Below are 11,141 nucleotides of genomic sequence, written 5' to 3' on the forward strand. Positions count from 1 at the left end.
ACCCGCGACGTATCAGGGGCTGATCGATTGCTACGATGCCGCGCTCAACGCGAATCCGCGCGTCCGCCTGATCCTGCTCACCCACCTCAGCCACCGGACGGGCCTGGTCGTTCCGGTTCGTGAAATCGTGGCGATGGCGCGCGCGCGCGGGGTCGATGCGATCGTCGACGCCGCGCACAGCTGGGGACAGCTCGACTTCTCGCTGCCCGATCTCGATGCCGATTTCGTCGGGTTGAACCTGCACAAATGGATCGGCGCCCCGTTGGGGGTCGGCGCGCTCTATATCCGCAGGACGAAGGTCGACCTGATCGACCCCGATATCGCCAACGAACCGCCGTTCGCCGCGATGGCCCAGACGCGCGTGCATACGGGCACGGTCGATTTCGCGGCGCAGCTTACCGTCCCCGCCGCGCTCGATTTCCAGGACGGGATCGGCGATGCGGCGCGCGCGGCGCGCCTGCGCTATCTGCGCGATCGCTGGGCGGAACCCCTGCGCGGCACGGCCGGGATCGAGATATTGACGCCGGCCGATCCACGCCTGCATGGCGGTATCACGTCCTTTCGCCTTGTCGGCCGCACCAGCGAGGCGGACAATATGGCTGTCGCGAGGCGCCTGCTCGACGATCACCGGATCTTCTCCGTTCACCGCACCGGCCCGGCGCGCGGGGCGTGCGTCCGGATCACGCCGGCTCTGTTCAACGGGCCCGGCGATGTGGACGGGCTCGCCAGAGCACTAAGGGGCCTGATTTCATCCCGAACCTGAGCGGGGCCTGTTTCGCCCCTAGGGCTCGAGCATCCCGAACCAGGCGACCAGCGCCAGGATCGCCGCGCCGGCGGCCGCCTCGGCGGCGAGGCTCCGACGTATTGCGGCGGTCGCGAGCGCAGGATCGTCGTCGACCAGCGCTGCGTCGAGCGCTGGCGTCAACCGCCAGCGGTTCGCCGCGGCGAGGACCAGCATCGATCCGAACAGCAGGAGCTTGATCAAAAGCAGTTGGCCATAGGGGGATGCGGCCGCTCGGCCGATGTTCGCGAATCCGAGGATCACCTGAACGTTGATGAGGCCGGTCGCGGTTATGACGAGCACGCATATCGTCCCGATCCGGGCGAAGCGGTCGAGACTCCGTACCGCCAGCGCGGTCTGTTCGGGCAATATGGCACCGTGTTCCGGCCGCAGCAGGAGCAGGAAGGCGGCAATCGCGCCGAGCCATATCGCGGCGGCGATCATATGCAGCGCATCGGCGACGCGATGCACCGTTCCCGCAAGCCCGTCGCTGGCCCCGGCGTGGCCGGCCCATGCCAGCGTCGTGAGCGCGACTGCGCCGGCGGCTACCAGAATCGCGGCCGCGATCGTCGGCCGCCGGGTGAAATTCCAGGCAGCGATCGCCGCAACCAGCAGCGCGAGGGTGCGAACCAGCCACGCGGCGCCGATGGCGGTATCACCCACCATAGCGCGGAGCATCGCCGGCTTGACCGAAAATGCTCCGACGCCGTGCATATTCGCGGTCAGGACGATGATGCCGACGGTCGAGGCCAGCAATCCGAGCGCACAGAACCAGCGCAGCAGGTGCGCAAAGCCCGGGACGAAAGAGGTGTCCCGGCGCTCGTCGCGGCCGAGGGAGTAGAGCGGAAAGGCGGCGAGCCCCGTGAGCAGCATGAGGTCGGCATAGAGCGCGAGCCGGATGCCGATGACGGGGAGGTCGGTCATGGTCCTACTTGACCGTGAAGCCGAATTCGCTGCCCATGCGATGGCTGTCAGCGCCCGCGGCCGACCATTTGACCCTGTAAGTCCCGGGGACCAGCGCGCGCTTCAACTGCAGCGTCATCGACTTGCCGTCCTTGCCCATCGCCGAGGTGACGGGGATCTTCATCGGGGGGTGATCCTTCATTCCGGGCATGCCCGTCATCACCAGTTCGGCCTTCACGGTCGAGGCGATAAGCTTTTCGCTGAATTTCAGGCTGACCGATGTCACCTTGGATACGGCGCTGTTTGCCGCCGGGGCCGAGCCGACGAGTTTGGCGTGCGCGAGCGCCGCGCCGGGCATAAATGCCAGCGCGAGCGCGGCAACGAGGGGAAGGGAGAGCCGCTTGTTCATAAAAAACTCCAATTGAATGTCTGTTCTGGCTATTACGCAGGGCTGTGCTGCGGCCCTCGGAAAAAGAAAAACGTTCGGGCGTTGAGGGGTGACGGGTCAAAGCGCGTATATTGTTTCTGAAAGGATTGGCGGAAGCCGATGGACGACGAACTTCGAATATTGAATGCCGCCGCAACACCTGCGGCGCTCGATGCGCTGGACGACCGTGTCCTGCATCTGCTTGCCGCGCGTCAGCGCGAAGCGGCGGCGATGCGGCGCACGATCGCGCTTGCGGCTTTCATCTCGCTCGGCGGAGGCGTTGTCGCGGGAAGCCTGTTCGTTCCGTCCGCGGTCGCGGCAAGCCCGCTCACGCCGCTCGTCCCCGCGAGCCCGCTGGACCCGCGCTGATGACGCCGTCACGCCGGTTGCTGATGGTCGCCCTGATCGCCTTTCTGGCAGCGCTGGCGGGCGTGTTCATCGGCCGCGCGCTCGTCGACGCGCCGCGTGCAAACGAGACCGAGCTTCACGCCCTGCTGCACCGCGAGCTGAAACTCTCGCCTGCCCAGCGGCAGAAGATCGGCCCGATCGAGGCGCGGTTCGCCGCCCGGCGCGAAGCGCTGGAACTTGAGATGCGTGCCGCCAACATCCGGCTCGCGCAGGCAATCGAGGCCGAGCACGGCTATGGGCCGCAGGTCACGAAGGCGATCGACGAGACGCATGAGGTGATGGGCGACCTGCAGAAGGAAACGCTCCAGCATCTGTTCGCGATGCGCGGCGTGCTCGATCGCGACCAGGCGGCGATGTTCGACAAGGTCGTGGTCGAAGCGCTGACCGCCGATGCACGGTGAGTCTCGACCTTTCGCAATGTAGCGACGGCGAACTCGCCGCGCTTGCGAAAACGGGGCGGCAGGATGCCTATCGCGAATTTCTGGCGCGCTACAAGGCGCCCGTCTTTCGTCTGATCCGGAACAATGTCGCCGACGCCGACGAGGCGATGGACCTGACGCAGGAGACGTTCGTGGCGGCCTTCGCGGCGCTGGCGCGTTACGACGGCGAGCGGCCATTCCGCATCTGGATTTCACGCATTGCGCTCAACAAATGCCGCGACTGGGCGCGGCGCCGCGCCGTGCGGTCCTTCTTTGCGCGAGCGCTCCCGCTCGAAAGCGCGCATGATGTGGCGATTGATGGTCCGGCGCCTGACGTCGAGGCGGAAAACCGTGCCGAACTCGCCCGCGTTCGCGTCGCGATGGCGGCGCTGCCGCACAATCTGCGCGAGGTTCTGGTCCTGCGCGGCGTCGAGGATCTCACGCAGTCCGAGGCTGCCGAATTGCTGAAGGTCAGTGAAAAGACGGTCGAGACACGGCTTTACCGCGCCCGAACAAAACTGCGCGCACTGCTCGGCGGCGCGGAGTAGGGCAAGCACCGGCTATCCAAAAATCTGCTTCTGCGGCAAGGGGCATTCCGCGCCGCTGCGTAGGGATTTGCAGACAGGCCTCCAACAATCAGGAAGATCATGCAGATAGACAGGCGTCGTTTCGTGAGCGGAGCATTGGGTGGCGGCGCGGTGGCCGCGCTGGCGCCGTGGTTTCCGGCATGGGCGCAGCCGGTATCGCCCGGCATTGCCTCGACCCTGCCGACGGTATCAGGGAACAACATCACCCTGCGCATCGCGCGCCAGACGATGCAGATCGACGGCAAGGTCAGCCGCGCGATCGGCATCAACGGCACCGTGCCCGCGCCGCTCGTCCGGTTAAAGGAAGGGCAGACCGCCCGCCTGTCCGTGGTCAACGACCTTGACGAGGACAGCTCGATCCACTGGCACGGGCTGATCCTGCCGTTCCACATGGACGGCGTGCCCGGGGTCAGCTTCCCCGGGATCAAGCCGAAGTCGACCTTCGTCTATGAATTCCCCGTCGTCCAGTCGGGGACCTACTGGTACCACAGCCATTCGGGGCTGCAGGAGCAGCTTGGCCATTACGGACCGATCGTCATCGACCCCGCGGACGCCGATCCGGTCGGCTATGACCGCGAGCATGTGATCGTGCTGTCGGACCACAGCCGGCTCGCGCCCGAGGAAATCTTCCGCAAGCTCAAGGTCAATCCCGGCCATTTCAACATGCAGCGCCAGACGCTCGGCGGGCTGCTTGCGGGCAAGGACCAGCCGCTGAAGGACCGTGTCGAATGGGGCGCGATGCGGATGGACCCGGCCGATATCGCCGACGTCAACGGCTCGACCTACAGCTTCCTCGTCAACGGCCATGGCCCGCGCGACAACTGGACCGGGCTCTTCCGGCCTGGCGAACGCGTGCGGCTGCGCATCATCAACGCCTCGGCGATGTCGATCTTCAATATCCGCATTCCGGGACTCCGCATGACCGTCGTGCAGGCCGACGGGCTGAATATCGTGCCGGTCGAGACCGATGAGTTCCAGATCGCCGTCGCCGAAACCTATGACGTCATCGTCACCCCCGTCGAGGACCGCGCCTATACGCTGGTCGCAGAAGCGAACGACCGCTCGGGGATGGGTCGGGCAACGCTCGCGCCGCGCGCCGGAATGGTCGCCGAAGTCCCGCCGCTGCGCGAACGCCCGCTCGCGACGATGAAGGACATGGGGATGGGGGCGATGGCGAGCGGCGGTGCGTCATGCACCGCCGAACATGCCGCGATGGGGCATTGCACGCTCCCGCCTGCCGACGGCACAACAGGCGATCATGCCGCCATGGGGCATGGCTCCGGCGGCATGAACCACAGCATGCGCGATTTCGACATCGCGCCGCAGGTCAAGCGCGACCCGAGCGTCCAGTCGATTTCGCCGATGCCCGTCGACCGCATGGGCGAACCGGGGCAGGGGCTCGAGGACGTCGGGCACGAGGTGCTCACCTATCACGATCTTGTCGCGCTCGATCGCAATCCCGATGTGCGCGCGGCCTCGCGCTCGCTCGACATCCACCTCACCGGCAACATGGAACGCTTCATGTGGTCGTTCGACGGGGTGAAGATGTCCGACCATCACGAGCCGATCCCGTTCATCGAGGGCGAGCGCGTCCGGGTCAACCTGATCAACGATTCGATGATGAGCCATCCCATCCACCTGCACGGCCATTTTTTCGAACTGGTCACGGGCAAGGGCGACCGTTCGCCGCGCAAGCATACGGTGCTCGTCCAGCCGGGCGGCACCGCGAGCTTCGATTTCACCGCCGACGCGCTTGGCGACTGGGCGTTCCACTGTCACCTTCTCTATCACATGCACGCCGGGATGATGCGCGTCGTCAGCGTGCGTCCGAAGGGAGACGGCGAATGACCCGGATCGCGCTCCTTCTTGCCGGCATTGCGCCGCTTGCTTTCGCGGTTCCGGCCGCAGCGCAGTCGATGGATCATTCGGCGCACGGCGCGGCGCCCGCCACGAAATCTGCGCCCGAAACGCCGGCCTGCGCGCCCGAGCACGCCGCTATGGGCCATTGCACGCTCGACACTTCGCCGCAGGAAAGCGAAATGCCCGACGCGAAGGCCGATCACGATATGAAGGCAATGGATCATGGCGCGCCGGCGTCCGATCCCGACTGCCCGCCCGAACACGCGAGCATGGGGCATTGCACCCCCAAACAGGCGCCCCCGCACGATATGGCGGCGATGCCGGACGCGGCTGGCACCAGCGGTGCGAGCGGCACCGACCTGCCGCCCGGCGAGGCGCCCGCGCCGCCGCCGCCCGGCGACTGGTACGCCGACCGCATCTTCCCCAAGCAAGAGATGGAGCATTCGCGCCACGCGATGATGGTCGAAAACGGCGCGCAGCAGGTCGGCTTCGTCAGCCTGAACCTCGCCGAATATCAGGCGCGCAAGGGCCGCGACGGCTTCCGCTGGGAAGGCGAAGCCTGGTACGGCGGCGACATCAACCGGCTGACGCTGAAAAGCGAGGGCGAGACGGTGTTCGGCGAGGGGCTCGAAAGCGGCGAGGTACAGGCGCTCTACAGCCGCGCGATCGGACCCTATTTCAACGCGCAGGCGGGTGTCCGCCAGGACTTCGGCCACGGGCCCGACCGCAGCTATGCGACGATCGGCTTCGAGGGGCTCGCGCCCTACTGGTTCGAAGTCGAGGGTGCGCTATTCCTCTCGAACAAGGGCGACGTGCTCGCCCGGCTCGAAGGCAGCTACGACCAGCGCATCACCCAGAAGCTGATCCTGCAGCCGATGGCCGAAGCCAATTTTGCGCTGCAGGACGTGCCCGAAAGCGGCATCGGGTCGGGGCTTTCCGACGTCGAGCTTGGCCTCCGGCTCCGCTACGAGATCGTCCGCGAATTCGCGCCCTATGTCGGCGTCGAATGGGCGCGAAAGGTCGGCGACACCGCACGCTTCGCGCGCGCCGCGGGCGAGGATGCGAGCGGCGTCAGCTTGGTGATGGGGGTGAAGGCCTGGTTCTGATGCGAGCGCCTACCCGACCATATAGTCGCCGTAGCGTGATGGGTTTCATGATCGCGGGCGCGGCCACGGCTCTCGCCGCGTGCGACGCATCGCCCGGCTCTTCCGGTGCGGAGAAGCAAAAGACCGGCGCCGGTTCGAAAGCGATCCACGTCTATCGCGATCCCGAATGCGGGTGCTGCGAGGCGTGGGCGGAGATCGCGCGCAAAGCCGGTTACGAGGTGACGGTCGAAAGCCGCGCCGACATGCCCGCGATCAAGGCGCTTCATGGCGTGCCCGACGACCTTCGCTCATGCCATACGGCCGTGGCGGGCGGTTATGCCATCGAAGGCCATGTGCCGCTGAAAAGCGTCGCGCGCCTGCTTGCCGAACGGCCCGACGATATTCGCGGGATCGCGGTTCCCGGAATGCCGCGCGGTTCACCCGGCATGGAGATGCCCGACGGCAGCATCGACGCCTATGCGGTGATGGCATTCGGCGCTGCGGGTGAGGTGAGCGCGTTCGGGGCCTAGCCCGAAAAGCACCTGCGACTCGGCATGAAGGCTCCCGCGTATCGAGCCGGGCGGGGACGCGCCGCGGGCGGCCTGCTTGGCAGCGCGACAGGGATAATCGCGCACCCGCATTTTCCTGTCGGACAGAAATTTCCGCCTTCTCCGTGGTCAGGGGGCGGCGCTTCTTGCGATTCCTCCGATATTTCATTGCGGTACGCCGCCCGTCGGTGATTGTTCGTTACGGCCACCCCGCCGATGAGGCGAAAAAAAGTTCAAGGGGCATGAGGGGAGGGGGCGTTCGATGCGTATTAATCATGCTACTCTCGTTCCAAAAATGCTATCTAACTAAATGAAATAATTCAGTAATTTTCTATTGACCTGTATATACATTTGATGCTCCTTGCCGCTCATCAGGGTACCAACAGGGGGTTCGTGATGACGACCAGAAATCTTTTGCTCACCAGCGCTGCCTTTGCCGCAACGATCGCCACACCGGCTTTTGCGCAGGCGGATAACGCCGCGCAGACAAATGCCGAAGCCGGTAGCGGCGCGTCCGACATCGTCGTGACGGGATCGCGCATCCGCCGCCAGGATCTGGCCGGGGTCGGTCCGGCGACGGTCGTTTCGGCCGAGCAGATCGAGAACACCGGCCTCGTCAACATCGAGACGGTGCTACAGCGGCTCCCCGCCAACGCCGGGTTCGCGGGCAACCAGACCTCGGCCTATTGGGCGAACAACGGCTATGGCACCGCGCAGGTCAATCTTCGCGGCCTCGGCATCAAGCGCACGCTCGTGCTGCTCAACGGCCGCCGCCTCGTCGCAGGCGGCACCGGCGCCAACTCGTCGCCCGACCTCAACATGATCCCCGTCGTGGCGCTCGCGCGCACCGATGTGCTCAAGGACGGCGCCTCGGCGATCTACGGCGCCGACGCGATGGCGGGGGTGGTCAACCTCGTCACGCGCACCGACTATGAAGGGCTGGGCCTCAGCGTCCGCCAGGGGATAACCGGAAAGGGCGACGGTTCGGATTTCACCGCCGACCTGATCTGGGGCGTGCGCAACGATCGCGGCGGCTTCATGGCGGCGGTGACGTATCAGAAGACCAGCGCGGTCAACATGGCGACACGCGCGCCCTGTTCGCTGGCCGAGACGACGCCGGGGACGCTGAGCTGCGTCAACAGCGCGTCGACGATCGGGGGGCGCGCCGTGCTTCCGAATGGCCAGCAGATCAATTTCAATCAGGTGCCGGGCGGCGACGGTGACTTCTTCGAACCCTACAGCGCGGCAAAACACAATTTCAACTCGAACCCGTTCCTGAACGCCGTGAGCCCTGTCGAACGCGTCAGCGCGGCCTTTTTCGCCGACTATGATCTCACCGACAATATCGAGGCTTTCGGCGAATTCCTTTACACCTTCCGCAAGTCGAAACAGATCGCCACTCCGGGTACGTTGCGAAATCTTGCGATTGCGGCGAGCAATCCGACCAATCCGACGGGGCAGAATATCGTACTCGTCCAGCGGCGCCTCGCCGAGCCGGGGCCGCGGCACTTCTTCCAGGAAACCGATACCTGGCAGGGCAGTTTCGGCCTGCGCGGCAAGCTGTCGAACAATTGGGCGTGGGAAGTCGCGGGAGCCTTCGGTCGCAACACCGGGGTCGACGGCTCGACCAATATCGCCAACCTCGAGCGCGTCGCGAACACGCTCGATACGACCAAATGCAGCCTTGCTGCGGGGGCCTCGATCCCGTGCGCCGACTATCTCGGCTTCGGCGACCTGACCCCCGAGGTGCTCGACTACATCCTCTTCACCTCGCGCGATCGCGGCGGCAACGAGCTTGCGACGATCACGGCCGATCTCAACGGCGACCTGTTCAAGCTGCCGGCAGGGCCGGTCTCGTTCGCGGCCGGCGTCGTTTATCGCAAGGAAAAGGGCTGGCGCGATCCCGATCCGCTGACCGTGCTCGGTATTGCGAACACGAACCAGCAGGACCCGATTTCGGGTTCGAACACCGCCAAGGAAGCCTATCTCGAACTGTCGGTGCCGATCCTTGCCGACACGCCCTTTTTCGAGGCGCTGACGCTGGATGGCGCGGTGCGCTATTCGGATTACGACCTGTTCGGCAGCGACTGGAACTACAAGGCCAGCCTCGACTGGATGATCAGCGACAGCTTCCGCCTGCGCGGTACCTATGGCACCGGCTTCCGGATTCCCAACGTGCCCGAACTATACGGCGGTGTGTCCGAAGGCAATCTCACGACGACCGACCCGTGCTCGCGCTATTCGACGAGCGGCAACGCGACGCTGATTTCGAACTGTCAGGCGTCGGGGGTTCCGGCGAACTATGTCCAGCTCGGGACGACGATCCTCACGACCGTCGGCGGCAACGAGAATCTCAAGCCCGAAAGCTCGACCACCTGGACCGTCGGCACGGTCATCTCGCCCAAGGGACTGGTCCCGGGCCTGTCGCTCACGGCCGACTGGTTCGACATCAAGATCAAGGATGCGATCCGCGCGATCCCGGGTTCGACCAAGCTCTCGGTCTGCTATGCGAGTGAAAATCTCTCGCACCCCTTCTGCGACGATTTCACGCGCAGCCCGCTAACCGGCGAAGTTACCTTCCTGTCGGCCCAGCCGATCAATACGGGCCGCGAGGAAATGAACGGCCTCGACCTCGGGCTCGTTTACGCGGGCGGCATCGGTGCTGTGAACATCTCGCTCGACGTCAATCTGACCTATCTCAACAAATATGTCGTCTATCCCTTCCCGGGCGGCGCCCCGATCGATTTCGACGGTTTCATCGGCGGCGGCAATGGCGGCTATTCGAAGTGGCGCGGTTATGGCGTGCTGACCGCCGAAAAGGACGGCATCAGCGCGACCTGGTCGACCCAGTGGATCGGCAAGGCGACCGACTTCAATGCCGCGCCGGGAGAAATCGGCTATCGCACGCCGAATGTCTTCTATCACAATCTCCAGCTCGCCTACGAGATCGACGAGAAGACGCGCTTCCAGCTGGGTGTCGACAATCTCTTCGACCGCAAGGCGCCCTATATCCAGAGCTTTACCGATGCGAACACCGACACGATGACCTACGATCTGCTCGGCCGGCGATTCTACGTCGGTTTCCGCACCGCCTTCTGAGGGGCCGCGAGATGGCGATACGTTGGCCGCTGTTCGTTCGGCGAACGCATAAATGGCTGGCGCTGGTCGTGGGGGTACAGGCTTTGCTCTGGACGCTGACCGGCTTCTACATGGTGGCGGTGCATATTGACATCATCCACGGCGACGATCTGGTGCGTTCCCCGGCCGCCCAGCCCTTCGACCTCGACGGCCTCGCAGCGCCGTCGCGGGTCGTCGCGGCCGCGCCGGGGGTGTCCGAACTCCGCCTCCAGCATTTTTCGGGCCGGCCGGTATGGCGTGCCGAAACGCCCGAGGGGGCGAGGCTGTTCGACGCGCGGACGGCGACGCCGCTGCCACGGCTCACCGAGGCGCAGATCCGCGAACAGGCACGGCGCATCTATACCGGCGAGGGCAAGATCGTATCGGTGCGTCTGCTCACGATGGCGCCACAGGAAATGCAGTCGCGCAAACCGCCCTATTGGCAGGTCGAGTTCGAGGGCTGGAACCGGCCGACGCTCTATCTGTCGCCACAGACGGGCGAGTTGATTTCGCGCCGTCACGCGTTGTGGCGGGTCTTCGACATCGCGTGGATGCTGCACATCATGGATTATGACGAGCGCACCGACGTCAACAATCCGCTGCTCCGCGTCGCTACCTGGAGCGCCTTTGCGATGGCGCTGACCGGCGCGTGGCTGCTGATCTGGTCCTTCCCGCGCCGCAAGAGGAAAAAGGCATGAAACGCATCCGGCTGACGCCGCTCTTTTTCCGCCGCATCCACAAATGGGTCGGCCTGGTCCTCGGTCTCCAGTTCTTGCTCTGGGCCCTCAGCGGTTCGGTGATGGCGCTGCTCGACAAGGACAAGGTCGGCGGTCACGGCGGTGGCATGGGCCATTCGCATCCGCTGCCGCCGGGCGAATATTTCGCGGTTGCGGGCTTGCCGCGCGGCGAGCCGGTCGAGGGTCTGGTGCTGCGCGATCTCGGCGCGCGGCCGGTCTATGAAGTCCATACGGCCAAGGGCGCGCGACTGATCGACGCGACGACGGGC

11 protein-coding genes and 1 pseudogene are annotated in these 11,141 nt (G+C 65.3%); 10 read left to right on the forward strand and 2 right to left on the reverse strand.

Features of this window, described 5'->3' with window-relative positions; all coding sequences use genetic code 11:
* On the forward strand, window positions 1-763 hold a 763-nt coding region (locus VGD20_RS19840), incomplete at its 5' end, for an aminotransferase class V-fold PLP-dependent enzyme (RefSeq protein ID WP_331136101.1).
* Window positions 764-781: 18 nt separating this feature from the next.
* Here VGD20_RS19840 and copD read toward each other — a convergent pair.
* Window positions 782-1,705 (reverse strand): copper homeostasis membrane protein CopD, encoded by a 924-nt coding sequence (gene copD, locus VGD20_RS19845; protein WP_331136102.1) that lies wholly within the window; start codon window positions 1,703-1,705, stop codon window positions 782-784.
* Window positions 1,706-1,709: 4 nt separating this feature from the next.
* A complete protein-coding gene (copC, locus tag VGD20_RS19850) occupies window positions 1,710-2,093 on the reverse strand; it encodes a copper homeostasis periplasmic binding protein CopC (protein ID WP_331136103.1) in 384 nt (127 codons plus the stop codon).
* Between the two features lie 138 nt (window positions 2,094-2,231).
* Here copC and VGD20_RS19855 point away from each other — a divergent pair, with 138 nt between their 5' ends.
* The 9 genes and pseudogenes from VGD20_RS19855 to VGD20_RS19895 form a co-directional block, all read left to right on the forward strand.
* Window positions 2,232-2,480: a hypothetical protein gene (locus VGD20_RS19855; RefSeq protein WP_331136104.1), complete on the forward strand. Its 249-nt coding sequence runs from the start codon at window positions 2,232-2,234 to the stop codon at window positions 2,478-2,480.
* Window positions 2,480-2,920: a periplasmic heavy metal sensor gene (locus VGD20_RS19860; protein WP_331136105.1), complete on the forward strand. Its 441-nt coding sequence runs from the start codon at window positions 2,480-2,482 to the stop codon at window positions 2,918-2,920. The genes VGD20_RS19855 and VGD20_RS19860 overlap by 1 nt, the downstream gene beginning before the upstream one ends.
* On the forward strand, window positions 2,917-3,486 hold the full coding sequence (locus tag VGD20_RS19865; RefSeq protein ID WP_331136106.1) for an RNA polymerase sigma factor: 570 nt from the start codon (window positions 2,917-2,919) through the stop codon (window positions 3,484-3,486). Before VGD20_RS19860 ends, VGD20_RS19865 begins: the two co-directional genes overlap by 4 nt.
* A gap of 99 nt (window positions 3,487-3,585) precedes the next feature.
* Window positions 3,586-5,373, forward strand: a complete 1,788-nt coding sequence (locus VGD20_RS19870) for a copper resistance system multicopper oxidase (protein ID WP_331136107.1) — start codon at window positions 3,586-3,588, stop codon at window positions 5,371-5,373.
* Window positions 5,370-6,491 carry a copper resistance protein B gene (locus VGD20_RS19875; RefSeq protein ID WP_331136108.1) on the forward strand — a complete coding sequence of 374 codons (1,122 nt, stop codon included), beginning with the start codon at window positions 5,370-5,372 and terminating at the stop codon, window positions 6,489-6,491. The genes VGD20_RS19870 and VGD20_RS19875 overlap by 4 nt, the downstream gene beginning before the upstream one ends.
* 38 nt (window positions 6,492-6,529) lie before the next feature.
* Window positions 6,530-7,000: a DUF411 domain-containing protein gene (locus tag VGD20_RS19880; RefSeq protein ID WP_331136109.1), complete on the forward strand. Its 471-nt coding sequence runs from the start codon at window positions 6,530-6,532 to the stop codon at window positions 6,998-7,000.
* 414 nt (window positions 7,001-7,414) lie between these two features.
* A complete protein-coding gene (locus tag VGD20_RS19885) occupies window positions 7,415-10,117 on the forward strand; it encodes a TonB-dependent receptor domain-containing protein (protein WP_331136110.1) in 2,703 nt (900 codons plus the stop codon).
* 11 nt (window positions 10,118-10,128) lie between these two features.
* Window positions 10,129-10,833 (forward strand): hypothetical protein, encoded by a 705-nt coding sequence (locus VGD20_RS19890; protein ID WP_331136111.1) that lies wholly within the window; start codon window positions 10,129-10,131, stop codon window positions 10,831-10,833.
* A pseudogene (locus tag VGD20_RS19895) lies at window positions 10,830-11,141 on the forward strand (hypothetical protein); the annotation flags it as partial. The gene VGD20_RS19890 and the pseudogene VGD20_RS19895, both read left to right, overlap by 4 nt.

This window comes from Sphingopyxis sp., assembly GCF_036402335.1.
Lineage (GTDB): Bacteria > Pseudomonadota > Alphaproteobacteria > Sphingomonadales > Sphingomonadaceae > Sphingopyxis.

What these genes read in the sequence shown, in the direction of transcription:
- copD (WP_331136102.1), bottom strand. Translation starts at nt 1,705, where the DNA reads ATGACCGACCTCCCCGTCATCGGCATCCGGCTCGCGCTCTATGCCGAC.
- copC (WP_331136103.1), bottom strand. Translation starts at nt 2,093, where the DNA reads ATGAACAAGCGGCTCTCCCTTCCCCTCGTTGCCGCGCTCGCGCTGGCA.
- VGD20_RS19855 (WP_331136104.1), top strand. Translation starts at nt 2,232, where the DNA reads ATGGACGACGAACTTCGAATATTGAATGCCGCCGCAACACCTGCGGCG.
- VGD20_RS19860 (WP_331136105.1), top strand. Translation starts at nt 2,480, where the DNA reads ATGACGCCGTCACGCCGGTTGCTGATGGTCGCCCTGATCGCCTTTCTG.
- VGD20_RS19870 (WP_331136107.1), top strand. Translation starts at nt 3,586, where the DNA reads ATGCAGATAGACAGGCGTCGTTTCGTGAGCGGAGCATTGGGTGGCGGC.
- VGD20_RS19875 (WP_331136108.1), top strand. Translation starts at nt 5,370, where the DNA reads ATGACCCGGATCGCGCTCCTTCTTGCCGGCATTGCGCCGCTTGCTTTC.
- VGD20_RS19880 (WP_331136109.1), top strand. Translation starts at nt 6,530, where the DNA reads ATGGGTTTCATGATCGCGGGCGCGGCCACGGCTCTCGCCGCGTGCGAC.
- VGD20_RS19885 (WP_331136110.1), top strand. Translation starts at nt 7,415, where the DNA reads ATGACGACCAGAAATCTTTTGCTCACCAGCGCTGCCTTTGCCGCAACG.
- VGD20_RS19890 (WP_331136111.1), top strand. Translation starts at nt 10,129, where the DNA reads ATGGCGATACGTTGGCCGCTGTTCGTTCGGCGAACGCATAAATGGCTG.